The sequence below is a fragment of the Ruegeria sp. CDSB117 genome (genome assembly GCF_059611005.1).
In genome coordinates this window covers 123,931-142,082 of sequence record NZ_JBXWOS010000005.1, presented here as the reverse complement: position 1 = coordinate 142,082, position 18,152 = coordinate 123,931, and the positions used below count along the sequence as shown (strand labels likewise).

The window sequence follows — 18,152 nt, the reverse complement described above, 5'->3', positions numbered from 1 at the left end:
CTTGTTGAATGTCTGCTTCAGTAAGTGTTCGGGCCTCAAATCCTCGTCACTGCCACTCCTGCGCATCATAGATCCACCCTTCCTTATGTTGTCCGGCCCAATAACCGATCGCAAACAGGTCGGTCATGTATTCGGGGTCGAAGGGTTCCTGCGGTTTTCTTTGAAATTCCTTGGGGATATAGGTGATGTTGGCTTGAAACCCGTCCCGGTTCGCGAGGGTCAGGATGCTTTCGATATTGCCAAGGCTTTGCGAACGGATCAGCATTTCGAACGCGCGGTTAGCCACAGCGGTTGCATTTCCGGGCAACGGATCGAAACTCGGTTCCAGCGTTTTATTGTGGATCAGCCAAATGCGGTTTTTTTGATTGCTCAGCCCTGCGTCCCGCAACAGCTGACGCATCTGCAAGTCATATGGGTAGGCAAAAATCTCGCGGGTTAGGCCGCCATCCACATGCAGTTCTTCGCGTTGTACTTCGCCATTGGTCACCTTGATTGTAACGGGTTGAAACACGACAGGTATCGAGGCCGAGGCCAGAATTACGTCCCGGATGAGATCCCGCGCGCCCGGCGTGTCGGTTTGGGCGATCGCCCCGATGTTCCACAGCACCGGACGTTCCGCATCGATGTTGGTGGTGCCGATCAAAAGCTGGCGGCCCAATCTGTGCTGCTCCGCGATCTCGCGGATCAGATCGTCGGTCAGTTCTAGCTTGATTGCCGCTTTCAGTGGCGTTGCTTTGGTCAGAAAACCGCGCCCAAAGACGGCACCCGAAACGTCCAATCGCACGACATCCCGGGTCGCGGTTTCGGTATAGAACCGCTTCAGGCGGCTGTCATAATCCGGACCGAGGAACGCAAAAGGCGCGATCAGCGCGCCAGTGGAGATTCCAGTGACCACATCAAAGGACGGGCGGGTGCCCTTGTCGGTCCAACCATTTATAACGCCGGCCCCAAAAGCGCCGTGCTGGCCGCCGCCCGATAGCGCAAGAATGTTCAGGCCTTGCCCCCTTGGAACCTGTGCTAGCGTCTTGTGCATTTCCGCATTGAGAGTTGCCAGACGGTCGCGGCTATCATCTTCGAAATACCGGCTGTCCGGGGTTGTGCCAACCGGCAGAAAGGTCTCGTAATTTTCGGACGTCGGTGTAAGTGCTGAACGATCATAGCTGCCGGCACAGGCGGTTAGCATCAGCAAGAGAACGAAATTGACGTAAATCTTGAGTGAGGGCATCGGTGAATTGTCCGTCTTGAAAGTGGTGCCGCTCTGTATAGTGCCAAACATATTTTGTTGAGTGCCAAATCTCCGCAGGTGCCTAAATCTGGTTGTATCGTTAGGTCTTGTGCGAGATGACACCGATCGAAACGGCAGACATTGCAATAATGCGCTTACTCGATTCGGCCGATCTCATTCTTTAAATTGTCACCATTGACAGTTGATTGCTGTTTGCCTATTTCGTTTCAAAGCACCGTAAGATCGGGCCTGTGTTAAACACTGTTGCTGAGGTCAAAACGTTTAGCTTGCCAACCGTGAAGACGACGGCCCTAGGAGGGGACAGCATGCCACAAATGTACCATGAGTTACCCGCAGAAGCTTATACATCGCAGGAGTGGTTCGACCGTGAAAAGCGAGAGATATTCTCAAAAACATGGCGTTTTGCTGGCTTTATGGAAGATTTGCCCGAGCCAGGCCATTATCTTTCGGTTCAGGCGGGATTGAACAACTTGTTCATCGTCATGGGGAGGGATCGCAGGCTGCGGGCCTTCCACAATATCTGCAGACATCGGGGCACCCAATTGATCCGCGCTGTGGGAAAGACCCAAAAAGCGCTGACCTGCCCCTATCACGACTGGACCTATGATCTTGAGGGCAACCTGATCTCAGTCCCGGATGAGCATCGCGAATATAAGTCCGTCGACAAATCCTGCCTTGGCCTGAAACCTGCTTCGGTCGATATCTGGAAAGGTATGTTGTTTGTGCATCCCGACCCGAACGCAGGGTCGATCATGAAATGGTTCGGTGACGTGGACGATAAGGTCGGACCACACGTGCCTGAAGAGCTGGTGGAACACGAGGACACCTCGAACACCTATGAAATCAAGGCCAATTGGAAGATCGTTGTCGAGAACTACATCGACGTCTACCATCTGAGCCACCTGCATTCGAACACCCTACAAATGTATGACCACGCCAATGCGCAATATGGTTGGTACGGGCCGCACTACATCTTTTGGGAGCCGCCGGTCGAAGAGTTCGCCAAAGATCAGAACAAAAAGCTTCAGATGCCGCGGGTCGTTCCCGAAGATCAGAATGGTGCATGGGTGCCGATGCTGTTTCCAGGGGTCGGAATTGGCGCGTCCGAGGACGTGTGGAACGTCTTTATCATTACCCCGCTTGCTCCGGACAGGACGCGGATTCTGAACCGGACGCGTGTTTCCAATGCCTCGGGCTGGGAGTTTTCGAAACAGGCCACCCGGTCGGCGTCCTTCTGGAACAATTTTGGCATCAAAGGCAAATATGAAGGTGATGATGCGTATGATGAAAACGATCCGATGGCCTCGGGCGATTTCACGCAAGAGGACATCTATGCCTGTGAACAGCAACAGAAATCCCTGACCTCGCCTTATTTCGAAGTTGGTCCAGCCGCCGTTGGGGAAAGCCCCGTGGTTCAACACCAAAGGGTCGTTCGCGATTGGTTGCAAGAAGAATGATCAACCCCGACGACCGGTTGTCGATTGCGACCTTGCTGCGGGTCTTCCGCACAAAAATCGTAACGACCTGGGGTCTGACCCTGGTTGAAACGGGGTTGTTTATCTTCCTTCCCCTGTTGATCGGCTATTCGATCGACGGCCTGTCGAATGGGGACTACACGTCGTTCATCCATTTCGGTGTTGCGATGGCAGTGCTGCTGGTTGTGTCGACGTTGCGGCGTGTTTACGACACGCGGGCATATGGCACGATCCGCGTCGAATTGGGTAAGGCGCAGGCCAAACGGGATGCGGGGCGCGAGGTCTCGGTGCTAAATGCGCGGGTACTGATGGCCCGCGAGTTGGTTGATTTTCTGGAGAATGAGGCCCCTGAATCGATGGGTGCAGTCGTGCAGGTTCTGGTCTCGGTTGGTATTCTGATGTCCTTTCACGGGGCACTTGCCACCGCCGCAGGGGCCGCTGCTGTGATTATCCTGATCATCTTTACCCTGTTTTCGCGTCGCTTCTTCCGCCTGAATGGGCTGTTGAACCACCAGTCAGAAAGACAGGTGACTGCGTTGCAAAGCATGGATCTGAAAAAGATCGGCCAGCACTTGTTCCGATTGCGCACGCATGAGGTTCGGTTGTCGGATTCCGAGGCACTTGTCTATGCTGCGATTTTTGCTGTCTTGCTCAGCATGCTGGCCTTCAACCTGTGGTTTGCGGCGACGCAAAGCGGGGCGACGGCAGGGCAGATCTTCTCGGTTGTCACCTATTCGTTCGAGTTTGTGCAATCGGTCGTGATTTTACCGATGGTCCTGCAAAGCCTCGCGCGCTTGTCCGAGATCACCGAGCGGATCAACGCACCGGCATCGAAACAGGGCGCCAATGCCTAAACCGTTCAATTCAAACACCCGTCCCATATCGGGTATCATCACACATCCTGCCCTTTCGCACGGCACGAATTTCGGAGGCTCAAATGACCAGAGTTTTTCACCCGCTTGAGGTGCTTGAAACGCGTAGTGAGATCGGCGGGCAGGCCAAATCCGTCATGTTTGACGTGCCGCCACGTCTGGCCAAAGACTTTGCCTGGCGTGCCGGTCAGCACCTGACCCTTCGCTTTTGGATCAAGGGTGAAGACGTGCGCAGAAGCTATTCGATCTCGTCTTCGCCTGTTTCAGGCGATCCGCTGCGTATCACCGTCAAACGGGTGAAAAAGGGGCTCGTCAGCAACCATATCAACGATACGGTTCAAAAGGGTGATGTGATCGACGTCATGCCGCCATTTGGTAGTTTTTGTCTGGATACAGACCCGGAGGAACGGCGCACACACTACTTCTTTGGGGCGGGCAGCGGTATCACCCCATTGTATTCCATGCTTAAGTCTGTGCTATTGGCCGAACCGTGGTCGGTTGCACATCTGGCCTATGGCAATGCGAATGCGGACAGTATCCTGTTCAAAGACAAGTTTGCCGAATACCAGCAGACGTCTCCGGAACGCCTGACGGTGCATAACCTTCTGTCCAAGCCTTCAATGTGGTCTAGTTTCGTCTATTGGCGCAGGGGTGTCATCGACAAAGATGCGATTGAGGCGCTGATTACAGAAAATCCGCCTTATGCCCAGAATGCCCAGTACTACATCTGTGGTCCCGGCGGGATGAACAAAGCGGTCAAAGACGCGCTTATGTCTTTGGATGTGCCCGCCAATCGGATTCACATGGAAAGCTACGGCGGCGCGCAAGAGACCGATGACAGTATCAAGGGCGTTGATGCTGTTGTGGACATAACGCTGAACGGTCAGCGACAATCGGTTCAGATGGCATCTGGTCAGACGATCTTACAAGCTGCTCAACAGGCGGGGTTGGAGCCGCCATATTCCTGCCAGTCTGGGGTCTGTGGGGCGTGCCGGTGTAAGGTGAAAAAGGGTTCGGTTCATATGCGGGCACGAACCGCTTTGGATGATAATGAGATCTCGAAAGGTGCCGTGCTGTCCTGCCAGGCGGTTGCCACGACATACAAGCTTGCGGTTAGTTACGATTAACCCGGCCGTTGGCCAGGCAGTCGCTGTCAGGTTTTTTCTTCCAATGTTTCAGCCAATTTCAGCGCAGCGAAATAGGACGAATAACCCCATGTTTTCGGAGGTTTAAGCGGAATGAAAGCATCCGTGGTGATAAAAAGGTTTATGATTCCGTGCGCGACGATCTCGCAGGCTTGTTTGTCGGCTTTTGGGTGTGAGCCAAGAACGATATCTATCGCGACCTTGTAAAAGGCCTCCATCGATTCCAGCAACGGTTTGCGAAGTTCTGGATAAATCTCAATCGAGTTGACGAGCGCCTGATAACAAATGTTGATCCGGGGATCCATCTCACCGTCAGAGTTGAACAGGGCCTCGATCAGATTGCGGACATCGGGATTCTCGGCCAGCGCAACGCGCAATGTTTCGGTCTGTTTGCTGAACGTTTCGACGACATGCTCACCTAGCGCCAAAACCATTGCTTTGCGGTTGCCAAGATGATGGCGGATCAGCGGGCGCTTAAGCCCGGCTTGTGCCGCGATATGTTCAAGTGTGGCCCCTTCGACGCCGTAGCGAACGACGCACGACATAAATGCATCGAGGACTTCTTTTTTTCGTTGATCTTGTACAGAGGGGCGACCCATGCGATGACCCTTACGTAGGAACGGAATTTTAGAGATATCTTAGTCGAGATTGGCTGTCAAGACTGACAGTCAATTTAATTCCGAAATGTCTACCGCTCTTCAACGTTTTCTGAGCAATCGTCCGTCGTTCCAGCAGGCAATCTAACGCAAGCGATGTTCAAGCGTCCCAGTAGGGCGTAGTGTTTTGGGGCGGTGGGTCTAGGTGAAAAGCCCAAGCCTTTCTCCGCCCGCCACATCCGCAAATCTGTTAAGATTTGGGAACAGAGTGTTCAATGCCGACGGTTGCACACCAAACCAAAGAGACAGGTCAGCATAAAGTTGATCGGTTGAGGTCGTTGGGATCAAAACGCCGTCGCCCACATCAAGCGCGTTGTCGCTGGCCAGGCCAAGTTCGGGGTAATCCCCCAGAATCTGCCCGCCTTTGACAGCATTGCCTATAACCAGGGTATTGCCCCCCCAACCATGATCCGTGCCGTTGCCATTCGACGTCAGCGTCCGGCCAAAATCTGATCCCGTGAACGTCACAACACGATCCGCCAAGCCCATATCGTCAAGCGTTGCCTGAAACGCTCCCAACGCTTCGGACAATACGCGCAGCATACGGGCATGGTTCGCCAACAGCTCATCATGATGGTCCCAGCCAATATAGCGCACAAAAAACGTTTGCTGCTCGTGACCCAGCCGGTTCGAGGCGGCAATCGTTTTGGCGACCATGCGCAATTGTTGTGCAAGGTCCGAGGATGGGAAGGACCGGGGTATCTTGATCCCACGGGTCGCGGATTTGAACGTCTCGTGTTTGGACTGCGCGTCGCGGGTCAGGTTCAGATATGTCTCGCGGAAGGGATCGCCGTTTTGATCGGCATTCATCATTCGGTTGAAACTGTCCAAAAGCAGATCGTTGAGCGGGCTTTTCTCTTCTTTTACGTATAGACCGACGCTGCCCTTGTCTGTGATTGAATATGGCAAGTCGATCGTGCCGTTCTGCGCAATGTTGTTTCCGGCCAAAGAGATGTTCATTCCGATCTCGTGCGCCGATTTTGAGGGCTGTAGGTCATCAGCAAAGAACCCGAACCATCCGTCGTTCACACGCAGATCCGGGCGCGAGGTTTGCCAGTGTTTGAACTGGTCCGCGTGGCTCAGCAGTCCCAGGGGGAGTGCGGCCGAGCCGTCATAGAACTGCTCTTTCCGGACCTGTTCGACCAAAGGCCCAACATTGGCGACAAAAGAGAGGCGCCTTTGATCGAACAACTCGGCCACTTCGGGCATCGACGGGTGCAGGCCAAAGCTGCGGCCCAACCGATCTTTGGGCGCATCCAAGTCCAGCAACTCACCTCGCGAAAGGGCAAGATTGGCCCGCGTTTCCGAGTATTGGCCGTGCGCGATTTTGTCATTTGGTACCAGCATGTTGAAGCTGTCATTGCCGCCATCCAACATAACAAAAACAAGCGCCCTGCGGGCGGGCTTGATCATTCCAGACCCAGCCTGGGCCAAACCGGGCAGGGCGGCACCCATCATTGCGCCAGTTGCGGCAACACCGGTCGAGGCCAAAAACTGCCGTCGCGTAAAGGATTTGGTCAGCATGGGCTCAGGCCTCCTGCACGGTGAATTCTGGGGAAACGGCAATCATGAACGCGATGGTCTGTACCACCCATTCGGGATTGTCCGCATACTGCACATAAGCCTGCTTGATCCGTTTGCGCACTTCGGCATCAGTCCGACCGGTCAATAGGACCGAAATCCGATCTATCAGCTCATCATGACGGCCTCGGTTCTTTACGATTTCGATCTCTTCGCTCAATTCGAAACGCAGCGCGTTCTTGGAATTGGCCCATAGTGTATCAGGGTCAAACTCCATCACCATCATCTGCTCGGGACCCGCGCCGATTTGCGTCGAAACCAGCGGCAAGTAGCCGCCAAAGAACCAGTAGTAGATGCTGTTGACATAAGCGACCGAGGTCGCGGCCGTGTGCAGCTCAAACTCGGGAGCGCGAAGGCCCATCTTCTGCAATGCGCCATGAGGGGTGAAATCGGGTTTGTAGAAATTGAACACAGTGGGCGCGGACAGTGGATGCATCTGCAGCGCCTCTTGAATGTCATCACCCAGCAGCCACAGCTTGCCGGTCTGGTTATGCGCTCCAAACGCAAGCAGAACCTGCGTGACGCGATGCAGGGGCGATTTTAGCTTTTGGGACTGAACTACTTTTGTCGGGGATTTGTATGCCGAAGGAAGACGTTTAGCGGCAACCTCATTGGTCAATGGGTAGGTCAGGATTGTGCGAACCGCGCTTTTCAGATCTCCGTTTGAGCCAAATGCCTGCGACACCGCTTCGACATAGGCGGGCGAGGGATTGGATGTGACCAGCCGGTTGATCAGATGGGTTGCGATGAACGGCGCGGTCGTAGGGTGGGCAACCAGTTGGTCGATGGTCGAACGAATTTCTTTCGGGCCGGACTGATCGCCGGGCAAGGTCAGACGACCGTTCAGCAGGGATTTTGCGCCGCGGTCGTGAAAGGCTTCTTCCACGATCATCGGTTTGGTCGCGTCAATGAAGGGCACTGTCTTATAGGCCTTTTCGACCCCATCATCGAACTGAACTGGATAACCATTATAGCTGTCTTCCCAGAACGACGTGTTCCACTCGTATTCATAGGCTGCGGGCAGCAAGCCGGTGAAGACCCGAGCCAGTTCCTTGATGTCGCGATTGTCATAGGTCGGGATCGGATCCCCACTGGCATCCAGTTTTTCCGTGCCATCGGGGTTCAGCTCGAACAAGCCAATCGAAAACAGCTGCATGATCTCACGCGCATAGTTTTCATCCGGATGGGTGTTCTTGGCCTCGTTCGCCTTTTGATTGGTCATATGCGACAGGTAGATACCCATCATCGGGTGCATCGACACATCGTACAGAAGGTCTGAATAACTGCCGAACGCGTGCTTATAAAGCAGGTCATAGTAATTCGCCATCCCGATGGCATCCAGCTCCAACGATGACGCGTCCGAGATGACCAGGATCTCGGACAGTGCCTGCGCAACACGCTGACGCAGCAGGTCGTCGCGTTGCGTCAGGGTGTGGTTCCACCAGGCCATGTGGAAATACCATTTATAGGGCAGGGCGGGGTTGTTGCCGTCGCCGTTGATCGCCCATTCGCCATGCGCGCGTTTTAGGCGCTTTCGGAAGCTCTTCCAAATCTTGCGAGTGGACTTTTCGAACGGCCCTTTGTTACCGATCGAGGCGTTCAGCTGATCATCCAACCAGCGTTCCGGGCCGGTCTTGCTAACCTGATGCAGTAACTTCTGATCGGCCCCAAGCGTGGCCTGCATCAAGAATCGACTGGTGTCTTCCAAGGATGACTTCATGGTGGATGGCGGTCCTTTAGATCTGACGACAGTAACTGGGATTGGCATAAACTGTCATATGAGACAAAATAAAACTTAGCCCCGCCGTTTCAACCCGAAGAATTCGATATCCGCAAAAAAAATGCCCCGTTTCCGGGGCAGTTGGGGTCAAATTTGTAAGGTAGCTTTAGTTTGCGTAATTCATTTTCAAACCAAGCGATGAGGTATTGCCATCGTATTCAATCGCCGCGTCTTCGAACGCCGGCAAAGATCTGACGCCCGCGCCCTTGGAATATGCCCAACCTTCTTGCGGGATCGGCCCTTTCATCTCGAACTGGCCGTTGTCGTTCTGGTCGTGGTGTATCATGATCGCAAGCTGTCCGGGTTTCTGGTTCTCGAGCGTGCCGGAAACTGTGCTACCTGAGGCGGGGATCTTCGCGTAGCCTACGATTTTCGCCATCTGGCTTTGGTCGAACGCGGTCTTATCGTCAAAGGCCAGGATATGAATGACGCCTCCGCGTCCAGCATCGACACCAGAGATATCGATCTGTATATCCCCGGCCGCCGCCTGAGATGCTGCAAGTGCCATAAGGCCAGCGATGAATGCAGTTTTGGTCATTGAGTTTCTCCTGAACAGTTAACCGATGTAAATTCCAAACAGACGCCATGCGAGATCCTGCACGACGTAAAGCAGCCCGAAGGCGAACCACATGATCGTAATGGCATAGAAAAGCGGCGGGTTTTCCTGGCTGTCGATTGTCTCAATCAAAAAGGCTTGGCCTGTCATGAAGGATGAGGCGGCCCACCACATGAACAGCAGCCCCCAGATTGCGTAGATCTGAAACCATGTTGCCAACAGCAAGCATAAGAAGATGATCCAGGAAAAAGGGTGGGATTTGAGGTATTGCATTGAACTTCTCTATCTATTTTCTGGGTTTGTGCCCGCATCAAAGTGGGCACGACGAAGGGATACCTATGCCTCACAAAACTGCGTGGCTTTGAAGAGGGTGTGTAACATTCTGGCTTGCCGCCATTGCAGATCAGTTGAAGTTCTGTCCACGCGGGCGACGTGCCAACTCTTTAGTCATGGATTGCCTGAAGCTGGTCGAACTGCGCCTTGTCCAACCGGTAGAACATCAGGGCAACAATCGAGGCCATGTATATGAAGAGGCTAAGGCAGGCATAGTTCCATCCCAGTGCACGTGTGACCTCGGGGGTCAGGTTCGATTGGTCTGGCGCCTCCGGAAAGCCAACATATGCCAGAAACATTCCGGAGATCGCTAACCCGCCAGCCGTGCCCGCCTTAAGCACGAATGTGATGACCGATGTGATGATCCCTTCGTTTTGGAAACCGTTCTGGCTGATACCCAATTCAACGACGTCCGCGGTCATCGACGTCAGCAGAGATGTGGTCCAGACAATCAGGATGATTTGCAGAATGCCGTGAACAAACAGCAACCAGATCAGAAGCTCGGTGCCATTTGCAGGGAAGAACCCGATTTCACGCAGCACGTAAGGGGCGACACCGACAATTGCCGAGAGGATCGACAAGTATATGGCGCTCGATTTCTTGTCGCCGGATCGTGCAATAGGTTTCAGGGTTACGCCCGCTATCAAAGCGCCGATCAGGTTGGCCATCAGGATCAGAGCTATTTGGTCATTGTTCAGCTCCCAAAAGAACGAGGTCAGGTAGGTCCACAAAGCTGCTCCGATCCCAGCGCCCACCGCGAAAACCGCCGAGCTGACAAAGATGGCAAGTAATGCAGGCAGCTTGAACGCCGCGAAAAACTGTCTGAAAAATCCAGAGATGCTGTAGGTCGCCACATGCGAAATATCCAGCATTCTATTCTGCCATTTGCGCGTGCCCAAGGCGGTGACAGTGATAGCCAGCGCTATGAGGATTGCACCGACAAGGCCTGCTTCCTGATAGCCGGCCTGGTTGAGGATGCCGTAAGGCATCGTGTCGGTCGGAACCAACCAGATCACATACATCGCGATGACCATGACCTGACCGGCAATCCAGGTGACCGAGACCTTGAGGCCAGACAACATGGTTCTTCCGCCATAGTCCTTGGTCAACTCTGGCACCATCGCGTTGTGTGGAACGTCAAACAACGTCATCGCCGTCCGCAGAAGGATCGTTGTGATCAGCAGGAACCAGAACAGCTGGGTCTCTGAGGTCAGTGCTGCAGGTGGGTTCCAAATTAACCAGAAAAGGAGCGCGACAGGTATAATCGCCGCGTAGATGAACGGGTGGCGCTTGCCGACCCGAGAACGTGTGTTATCCGACAAGTAACCGACAACAGGATCGGACACAGCGTCGAACATCAGAGCAATGAAAAGGGCAAACCCCACCGTCTCGGCCGGAAGACCGATGACCAGATTGTAGTAGATAAGCAGGAAAAAGCTCAGCCCGTTCGACAAGATGCCGTTGGCTATGCCGCCTACCCCGTAAAATAGCTGCATGCCGACCGGCGGGCTTTCAGTACTGGTATTCATTTTTCCTCCGGATCTTCTTGCAGCAAGACGGTGAGTGATCGATCACTCAAAGCAGATCACAAGGATCGTTTTTTGTCAAAGGTGTTAGACAAAGGTGCCTAACGACCGTGGTTGAGAAGCAAATGACCGCCGAAGCAACAGGCAACTAGCAGCGGCCATTCGCGTAGTGGAGTGTCAATCCCGACCGCGGACGCGGTCGGGTGCTTGATCAGAAGTTATGCGATAGGCTCACACGTACAGCGGTTCCGGAAACATCCCGGATCTGTAGGCCCGCGTCAGGTTCGTTCACATCGCCAAGCGTGCCATATGTGACATCAACCAGAATTCGGGTCTGACCAATCGAGTGGACGGCACCAAGCGTGATACCTTTGCCGCCGCCTTCATAGTCAAAGCCAACAAAACCGCCTTCAGGTTGCGACCGGGATAGAATGCCGTAGAAATACCACTTCGGGTTCAGCAAATATCCGACGCCAATTTGGTAATCGATCGAGTTTTCCGCGAATTCCGCAAGCGGACCGCCGAGGGCCGGAGACTCCACGCTGACGTCATCCCAGTTTCTCCAACGGACCGACCCAAAGGCGCCCCAAGGGCCGCTGATTGCACTTTGTACGTTCAGGGCGACTGTCTGAGGAGTGGTAAGTTGCGTGGTCACGTCAGCTGGAGCAAGAGGTTGCAACTGTTCGACGCCGTCCAGATCGTGTTTGATCTCCGAGTAGTATGTCAGGTCAGCGCGAAACGCGAGCGACGGGATCTCATACGCAGCACCCACGAGGAAGCCAGGATTGAAATCCCCTTCGGAGTCCAGCGAGTAGCTAAGTGAAGGATTGATCAACGCGCCGCTGAAGTCGTTTAACTTTTCAAAGCGCACCCCAGCAAAGGCACTAAAATTTTCATTGAACTTGTACCGCGCCATAAGCGCGACTTCAGTGCCGCGATACCGGACGTTGGTGCCAGCAGACGGAGCACCCGTACCGGTTGGGTACAGTAGCTTATAGTTGACGGAGTTGAAGCCGTGGATTGCGACTGCCCATTTGTCGCCTACGTCCTGTTTGTAAGCCAGGGACAGGCCGCTGATGCTGGGTGTGACGTCACCGGTCGGTTGGCCGAATTCAGTGCCTTCGGTTTTTGAATCGGCCCATCCTCCGGTGATCTCGACATATCGGCCCTGCTCAAAAAGGAACCGGTTTGCCGACGGAAACCCCTCGATTCCGCCAGCAAATGCTGGGCCTGAAATCAAGCCCGCGCCCAATGCCAATGTTGCGATTTTCTTCATTCTTCCCTCCCTTTCCTCGGCTTTGTTTCTTTAATTGTGCCGAGGGGATCTGATATGACCGTGGCGCAAGGGCGCTTCGGCCTGTTGAAAGCGCCGTGGTTTGCGCATGGTCGTGCATCCATCGAATGATGTGTCTTCAAATGGTTGCATTTCTGGCCTGTGGAACTGTTTGCGGTGCAGTAGGGAGGCGCGCAGCGTGTGGCCGTCGCAATTGCATGCGATGCGGGAATGTGGTCTTCCGTCTGAATGCAACGCCGCGCCTCTGAAGCGGGCCGTTTTGCAGCAGGCAATACCAATTGGTTCGGCTAACAAGCCGATTGCGCGTTTTTTCATAGTCCCTGTCGTTTTTTGCAGCCCAGTCTTAGGCCGGGTTTTTGGTCTAATTATTGCGTTGCGAGTAGCCCCGGGGTGACACCTCCTCGTTGCTTAGATGTTTTGATTGGCGCGTTCCTCTTGGGTCTGCGCAGGGTTGCGGAACAACTGTTCTGCGCGAACCCTACCAACTACCAGAATGTATCGTGGATTGGTCATGGAACTGCCCCTGTTGCTTGCCTGCTGGCTATTTGTTTGTCGAGTCTGACAGTTATTTGTTGCACATAGCTGACATCTTTTCAATACGTTTGTATTGTACGTTTGAATTGGAATATTATTTCGTGGCAAACGTTGTATTTTCAGGGCTTTGATCCAATTCTCACAAACACTAGTGTTCCGCTCACACTTTTGCGGGATTTGCGCTAGGAAAGGCGGATGACGCAAAATTTGACAGAGAATCGGGCCAAACAGCGCGACAGAAACCGAGAACAGAAGCGACGTGAACTTGCCGAGAACGCGATTGCGACAATTGCGCGGGCTGGATACGCCAACACCACCTTGCGGGACATTGCGGCCTCGACCGGCGTATCACTAGGCAAAATACAGTATTATTTTCCCGAAAAAGAGGGGTTGCTGTTGTATTGCGTAGATCTGTCGGTCGACAAGTTCACGTCACAGCTGAACGAGATTCTGGATGCAGAACTCAACCCTCGCGAGGCACGCAGCGCATATATCGAGCTGTTTGCCTATTCGATCGTTAACTATGCGCACCTGCACAGGCTTTGGTATGACATCCGCAATCAGGCTATGTTCGATGGCCAGCTCAGGCCGCGAGTTGCTGACGTCGAGGCCCGGTTTGTCGCAATTTGTGATGAGCTCGGAAAAAAATTTGCTGTCGATGATGTGCGAGGTGTGGAAATTTATGTGATGCTGGACGGCGCCTATCGGTATTACATCCAGCAAAGCATAGCCGGGATGCCAATCACCGCTGAGGACATCGCGCGGCGCCTAAAACGCATTATAGGTTACCTGACGGGTGAATAGTAAGGTGCAGACCAATACTCCGCCATCTTGCTATTCGCTTGCCCGGGCGTATTTTCACTCTGATTTCGTTGGGGTTGCAGACAAGGTTTCCCGCCGATTATCTGGGGCAGATCGAGCTCTTGCATACAATATATTGTCATGACAGAAAATAAAGCAAATGAGGCCGCATTGGCTTTTAAAACTGCCGCAGCAACCGCGTTTGCTGTGCTTACCGCTACTTCAGTTTGGCCCGATAACTTGGCACAGGTATTAGGCTTTCTTTCTGCGTCGCGTTGAGAGAGTGCGAATGATATGGTGACCCTGTTTCAATGGGCAGACTTAGTTGTTTTCAGGATTGCTATCGGATCGAGGGTCCTTATACCGGTTCAGGTCCAGCACGCCTGCCTGAATGGGGTCGCTTGCCAGAAACATGGTCATCACCTGATCGCTGGTTTCCCAGAAACCCGGGCTTGTCCTGCGCAGGCCATAAGTGGCTACGAAATCGAGCCAATCGGCCTGCGACCGCACTGATTTGAGGTCGGTTACAAAGGACGCCAGCTGGGCTTCCTGAAGTCGAAAGTAGAAATTTGGATAACTTCCGATCACCCCTGGCAGGATGGTCAGCACGTCGGCTTGCGGATTCCTGCGATCTTTTTCTTCAAACAGGAACGCCACATTATAATGGGCCTTGTCGTGGAGCAGCGAATAGAGAGACGTGGAACCATTTTCGTTGTCCACCAAAAGCAGGGAAACATCTGACAGATACCTGACCCAATCGCCGGTTTGATCCGCGAGCGCCCGCAAGTCGTCCACAACTTCTGAATTGCCATTCGAACAGTCGGCACCTTTGCATCTGTTGATCGTGTCCTCGAGGGCCCAAAGACCGTTGCCGCGATTTAGAAGTTCCAGAAGGAATTCCTGCTTTGGCTTGTCCGTTCCAAAATCTATGCCAGTCGGAAAACTGTCATCGGCACGACGCCGGTGCCAATAGGTGTGCAGCTCGGCCATAGCTCCTTGGTACCAGGTTTTATGCATCCTTTGCCTGTCGCCGCGCGGCATGAAGTTCAGGAAAGTGTCCTCACTCTCCATCCGTAACTCATCCATGTATAACCGGGTTGAAAGCTGGTGCTCGAGGCGACCGAAGACATCAAAACCTGCGACCAAGTCGTAATAGATACGTTCGAACACCGGATAATCGATAACCCATGCGGTTTCGGGGATGCCGCCGTGGAACCCGGTCATGGCAGAGGCATTGTCGAAATGCCGGAACACGGTAATCAGCGCCTGGGGATTGGTGCCCTCGCCATCCCAGATTGCGTCATATCCAAACCCGTTTTTGTGCGCCGCGCTGTTGCGATATCGGGCATCCCGGAACTCAAGATACTTAATCTGGTTTTCATGGGACATTCCCTGAATGTCCCCCAAGAACCCTATATCTGCAGTACTCACCGGCAATTCCAGAAAGGCCGCCCCGTCCGCCAAAAAGCTGGGTTCTGTGACGGACAGATCGGCATCCGGATCAAGGAAACTGACCCAGAACCGGTCTTCAATCACGTCGACAGCGGTTTCGCCGTGACAGACCGGTCCGCGGATGAAGCTGCGCACATAGAACAATGCGTCGTCCAAGAGAAACTGATAACGGCTGCGGGCCGGTATGTTGGCAAAGGTGCTGAACGGGTTGCCGCCTTCGTCTTCTCCGTACGCAGGCAACTCGGTGACGGACCAGGCCGGATCAAGGAATAGCTGCTGGTATCGCGCCAGACGATCCGGACCAAAACTATAGACCAGATGATCTTTGTGCACGATTGTTTCGTCGAATGCCTGCAGGCGATAATAGAACGGCCCTGCGCCGGGACTATCGAAGGGACGGCGTGTCGCGATGATCTCAATCTTTGATCCTGGCGGGCTGGCGGACCGCACCAGCTGAAAAAACAGTCTTGGATTGTCGGATGGAAAATGGAGACGCGCCAGAAACAGATGTTCGTATACATATCTGCTCATCAATTGATGGCGCAGGTCGGGCGCGTTCAGAAAGGCCTCCCAATTTGTGATCTGATCCTGAATGTCCTGAGGGATTTGTGGTGTGGCCGATGGCAAGGGCGCACCATTTTTAAGCCATGACATGAGGGTCTGGTATTCTTGTTCACTCAGTGGGGCCGTGGCGTAGGGCATTCCCGCCCTTGGGTTTGCCGTGCTGAAGGCGTCGAATTCCTGCGTTGTAGGGCAGGTCAAGGGGCGATCAATCGACAAACCAAGTTGGGTTGGGACAGGTGCGTTAGCCGTCAAACGGGCTTGCCTGCCGAGGTTAAGAGAGCGCTCTAACACCGATCCACCCGCGCCGGTCACCTCGGATGACGGAAGAACGGAAAAGAACCCAAGATCCCGCCACCCAGGAATTGTGTGCGCGTCGATTCCAAGCCGCGTTGGTTGCGCATCTTTTAGTCGTTCGGAGTGGTAAACCGCCTCTTTACTGGCACCGCGCAAAAGGCCGGCAGGGGATGTCAGCTTGAGTTGGCAGGGCGCGTCGTAGCAACTGTGACAGACCACGCAGCGGTGGTTCAGGATATCCTGCACGTTGGCCCAGTCCGCATTTTCCAGCTTGTCGTCAATGGTCGCGCCGGGCGCTGCTGCATCTGACTGGGCCAAACCCTGATCAGCAACCAAAAATGCAATCGAAGCCGCTAAAACACGGGTGATAAAACACCAATCTTGTAATGTTCGCAGCATAGATGCCCCCGTCTGAATGGTTTGATTTTATTGACCATCACGCAAAGCCCATAGGCCCTAACAGGTTTATACTACTGAATTGATATCGTTTGTCGCGTTTCCTGAACTTTTACGTTGAGGCAACGCTGGGTTGTTTGCCGCAGTTTCACATGCGGCAAAGTAGATTTATTGGGAGCTTAGTTCGCCAATAATGTCAGACCGTTGCGCCCTTGATGCGTATGGCCGATCCCACGCTACCGGCGCAAAGGCCAATGCCAATAGCAATCAACAGCTCGAATGTATCGACCGCGGCAAATGAACCATGGGCGAAAACGAAGGTCGCCAACACCCCGACAATGCCCCCCATCAATGCACCCAGCCAAACGCGGCGAGTCATCATTCCAAGGGCCAGCCCAAGGATACCCGGCAGACTGATGACGTTGGCCCCGATTGTTCCCAGAATTTCCAGCATGTCGCGTCCCTTTTTCAGTCTGCCCGAGTACTCAGGAATGATTTGATGTCATCGCCGTCAGCTGCGGCCTGTTGTTGCAACGAACCCTGCGCTTTGCTGGCCAGAGTTTCGGTCACTTCCTGATACCGCTCCTGATAGCCGGGCGGCAGGCTATGGGCGATGCCCTGGTGGCAATCGATACAGGTCATGTTTTCATCAATGGCGCGTTGGTGCTCAGAGGCAGCGCGCGTTTCCTGCAACGTGAAATCCATATAGTCGAAGTTGTGGCAATTCCGGCATTCGCGACTGTCTGAGGCCTTCATCTTCTTCCAGACGGCGGTCGCCATGCTCAGACGATGCTCTTCGTATTTCTCGGGCGTACTGATCGTGCCTGCCAGTTCGTGATAGACGTCCTTGACCGCCATGATCTTGGCTTTGATCTTGTGGTTCCATTCATGCGGCACATGGCAATCAGAACAGATGGCCCGCACACCGGAGTGGTTGTTGTAGTGGATCGTCTCACGATACTCGCCCAGATTGGTCTCCATCGTATGGCACGAAGTACAGAACTCCTCGGTATTCGTCAGCTCAAGCGTCCAGTGGAAGCCGCCCCAGAACAGGATACCAGCCAGAAAGCCTGCAAGGATCAGAAAACCCGAGCTAAAGGCAACCGCCGGGGTCCAGATCCAGTTCCAGATGCGGCCAATCCACCCGCGTTTTTCAGGAGAGTCTGCCATGTTGGTGCTCCTTTCTTTCTTGCGTTGGATTAATTGCCCGAGGACGGTTGAAAGACGTTGTCAACCAATGGCGGTGCGTCTGCTTGTGGCACGTGGCATTGGTTGCAGAAATAACGGGTGCCTGCGATGTGATCCAACTCGTTGCCATCGCGATCCAGATAGTGAGTCATCGACAATGTCGGGGCGTTGCGTTCGCCGGCTTTGGTCCAGTCGTGGCAGGACAGGCACTGATTTGTGCGCGTGTCGATCTGATATTGCTCGACTGAGTGCGGGATCAGCGGCGGTTGTTGGCGATAGTTGCGCTGCATGCGCCCTTCGACGTTCTTGTGGATCTGTTCCAAGGGGATCAGTTCATCCACATCGGCACCCCGCAGGGTTTCTACCTGAGCTGATTGCGCAAGGGCGAATCCGCCCAAAAGCAAAACGGGGATAAGGGCTGTAAGGCCTGTTCGGGTTGGCTTGTTCATCTTGGCACTC

At 53.9% G+C, this 18,152-nt stretch carries 16 protein-coding genes; 4 read left to right on the top strand and 12 right to left on the bottom strand.

All coding sequences use genetic code 11. The features are described from left to right. Window positions 1-46: 46 nt before the first annotated feature. Window positions 47-1,225 (bottom strand): patatin-like phospholipase family protein, encoded by a 1,179-nt coding sequence (locus tag AC2FJC_RS08135; protein WP_496739099.1) that lies wholly within the window; start codon window positions 1,223-1,225, stop codon window positions 47-49. Window positions 1,226-1,551: 326 nt separating this feature from the next. On the opposite strand from AC2FJC_RS08135, the gene AC2FJC_RS08130 reads away from it, so the two are divergent. The 3 genes from AC2FJC_RS08130 (at window position 1,552) to AC2FJC_RS08120 (ending at window position 4,720) form a co-directional block, all read left to right on the top strand. Continuing rightward, window positions 1,552-2,703, top strand: coding sequence for an aromatic ring-hydroxylating oxygenase subunit alpha (locus AC2FJC_RS08130; protein ID WP_496739098.1), 1,152 nt, complete (start codon window positions 1,552-1,554; stop codon window positions 2,701-2,703). Then, window positions 2,700-3,575, top strand: a complete 876-nt coding sequence (locus AC2FJC_RS08125; RefSeq protein ID WP_496739097.1) for an ABC transporter six-transmembrane domain-containing protein — start codon at window positions 2,700-2,702, stop codon at window positions 3,573-3,575. Before AC2FJC_RS08130 ends, AC2FJC_RS08125 begins: the two co-directional genes overlap by 4 nt. A gap of 83 nt (window positions 3,576-3,658) precedes the next feature. Next, window positions 3,659-4,720, top strand: a complete 1,062-nt coding sequence (locus AC2FJC_RS08120; protein ID WP_496739096.1) for a 2Fe-2S iron-sulfur cluster-binding protein — start codon at window positions 3,659-3,661, stop codon at window positions 4,718-4,720. A 26-nt stretch (window positions 4,721-4,746) separates the two neighbouring features. Here the strand turns inward: AC2FJC_RS08120 and AC2FJC_RS08115 are convergent, their stop codons facing one another. The 7 genes from AC2FJC_RS08115 to AC2FJC_RS08085 form a co-directional block, all read right to left on the bottom strand. Then, window positions 4,747-5,283, bottom strand: a complete 537-nt coding sequence (locus AC2FJC_RS08115) for a TetR/AcrR family transcriptional regulator (protein ID WP_496739095.1) — start codon at window positions 5,281-5,283, stop codon at window positions 4,747-4,749. A gap of 252 nt (window positions 5,284-5,535) precedes the next feature. Next, window positions 5,536-6,918, bottom strand: a complete 1,383-nt coding sequence (locus AC2FJC_RS08110) for a DUF1501 domain-containing protein (RefSeq protein WP_496739094.1) — start codon at window positions 6,916-6,918, stop codon at window positions 5,536-5,538. Between the two features lie 4 nt (window positions 6,919-6,922). Beyond that, the gene (locus AC2FJC_RS08105) at window positions 6,923-8,695 is read right to left on the bottom strand and encodes a DUF1800 family protein (protein WP_496739093.1); all 1,773 of its coding nucleotides are present in this window, start codon (window positions 8,693-8,695) and stop codon (window positions 6,923-6,925) included. A gap of 166 nt (window positions 8,696-8,861) precedes the next feature. Further along, window positions 8,862-9,293 (bottom strand): DUF2141 domain-containing protein, encoded by a 432-nt coding sequence (locus AC2FJC_RS08100; RefSeq protein ID WP_282119331.1) that lies wholly within the window; start codon window positions 9,291-9,293, stop codon window positions 8,862-8,864. 18 nt (window positions 9,294-9,311) lie between these two features. Further along, window positions 9,312-9,584, bottom strand: coding sequence for a hypothetical protein (locus tag AC2FJC_RS08095; protein WP_496734766.1), 273 nt, complete (start codon window positions 9,582-9,584; stop codon window positions 9,312-9,314). A gap of 170 nt (window positions 9,585-9,754) precedes the next feature. Further along, entirely contained in the window at window positions 9,755-11,173 is a 1,419-nt protein-coding gene (locus tag AC2FJC_RS08090; protein ID WP_496739092.1) for an MFS transporter, read from the bottom strand. Between the two features lie 208 nt (window positions 11,174-11,381). Beyond that, window positions 11,382-12,446: an outer membrane protein transport protein gene (locus tag AC2FJC_RS08085; protein ID WP_496739091.1), complete on the bottom strand. Its 1,065-nt coding sequence runs from the start codon at window positions 12,444-12,446 to the stop codon at window positions 11,382-11,384. Window positions 12,447-13,193: 747 nt separating this feature from the next. On the opposite strand from AC2FJC_RS08085, the gene AC2FJC_RS08080 reads away from it, so the two are divergent. Continuing rightward, entirely contained in the window at window positions 13,194-13,802 is a 609-nt protein-coding gene (locus AC2FJC_RS08080; protein ID WP_496739090.1) for a TetR/AcrR family transcriptional regulator, read from the top strand. A 318-nt stretch (window positions 13,803-14,120) separates the two neighbouring features. Here AC2FJC_RS08080 and AC2FJC_RS08075 read toward each other — a convergent pair whose 3' ends face one another. From AC2FJC_RS08075 to AC2FJC_RS08060, 4 genes are all read right to left on the bottom strand, one after another. Beyond that, a complete protein-coding gene (locus AC2FJC_RS08075; RefSeq protein ID WP_496739089.1) occupies window positions 14,121-16,508 on the bottom strand; it encodes a fatty acid cis/trans isomerase in 2,388 nt (795 codons plus the stop codon). 193 nt (window positions 16,509-16,701) lie between these two features. Further along, entirely contained in the window at window positions 16,702-16,959 is a 258-nt protein-coding gene (locus tag AC2FJC_RS08070; RefSeq protein ID WP_108859619.1) for a hypothetical protein, read from the bottom strand. A gap of 14 nt (window positions 16,960-16,973) precedes the next feature. Beyond that, a complete protein-coding gene (locus AC2FJC_RS08065; protein WP_058272027.1) occupies window positions 16,974-17,675 on the bottom strand; it encodes a NapC/NirT family cytochrome c in 702 nt (233 codons plus the stop codon). Window positions 17,676-17,704: 29 nt separating this feature from the next. Beyond that, window positions 17,705-18,142 (bottom strand): nitrate reductase cytochrome c-type subunit, encoded by a 438-nt coding sequence (locus tag AC2FJC_RS08060; protein ID WP_058272026.1) that lies wholly within the window; start codon window positions 18,140-18,142, stop codon window positions 17,705-17,707. Between the last annotated feature and the right edge of the window lie 10 nt (window positions 18,143-18,152).

Bases quoted from the DNA above. Each gene is read 5' to 3' on its own strand.
- AC2FJC_RS08135 (WP_496739099.1), bottom strand. From the start codon at position 1,225: ATGCCCTCACTCAAGATTTACGTCAATTTCGTTCTCTTGCTGATGCTA.
- AC2FJC_RS08130 (WP_496739098.1), top strand. From the start codon at position 1,552: ATGCCACAAATGTACCATGAGTTACCCGCAGAAGCTTATACATCGCAG.
- AC2FJC_RS08125 (WP_496739097.1), top strand. From the start codon at position 2,700: ATGATCAACCCCGACGACCGGTTGTCGATTGCGACCTTGCTGCGGGTC.
- AC2FJC_RS08120 (WP_496739096.1), top strand. From the start codon at position 3,659: ATGACCAGAGTTTTTCACCCGCTTGAGGTGCTTGAAACGCGTAGTGAG.
- AC2FJC_RS08115 (WP_496739095.1), bottom strand. From the start codon at position 5,283: ATGTCGTGCGTCGTTCGCTACGGCGTCGAAGGGGCCACACTTGAACAT.
- AC2FJC_RS08110 (WP_496739094.1), bottom strand. From the start codon at position 6,918: ATGCTGACCAAATCCTTTACGCGACGGCAGTTTTTGGCCTCGACCGGT.
- AC2FJC_RS08105 (WP_496739093.1), bottom strand. From the start codon at position 8,695: ATGAAGTCATCCTTGGAAGACACCAGTCGATTCTTGATGCAGGCCACG.
- AC2FJC_RS08100 (WP_282119331.1), bottom strand. From the start codon at position 9,293: ATGACCAAAACTGCATTCATCGCTGGCCTTATGGCACTTGCAGCATCT.
- AC2FJC_RS08095 (WP_496734766.1), bottom strand. From the start codon at position 9,584: ATGCAATACCTCAAATCCCACCCTTTTTCCTGGATCATCTTCTTATGC.
- AC2FJC_RS08090 (WP_496739092.1), bottom strand. From the start codon at position 11,173: ATGAATACCAGTACTGAAAGCCCGCCGGTCGGCATGCAGCTATTTTAC.
- AC2FJC_RS08085 (WP_496739091.1), bottom strand. From the start codon at position 12,446: ATGAAGAAAATCGCAACATTGGCATTGGGCGCGGGCTTGATTTCAGGC.
- AC2FJC_RS08080 (WP_496739090.1), top strand. From the start codon at position 13,194: ATGACGCAAAATTTGACAGAGAATCGGGCCAAACAGCGCGACAGAAAC.
- AC2FJC_RS08075 (WP_496739089.1), bottom strand. From the start codon at position 16,508: ATGCTGCGAACATTACAAGATTGGTGTTTTATCACCCGTGTTTTAGCG.
- AC2FJC_RS08070 (WP_108859619.1), bottom strand. From the start codon at position 16,959: ATGCTGGAAATTCTGGGAACAATCGGGGCCAACGTCATCAGTCTGCCG.
- AC2FJC_RS08065 (WP_058272027.1), bottom strand. From the start codon at position 17,675: ATGGCAGACTCTCCTGAAAAACGCGGGTGGATTGGCCGCATCTGGAAC.
- AC2FJC_RS08060 (WP_058272026.1), bottom strand. From the start codon at position 18,142: ATGAACAAGCCAACCCGAACAGGCCTTACAGCCCTTATCCCCGTTTTG.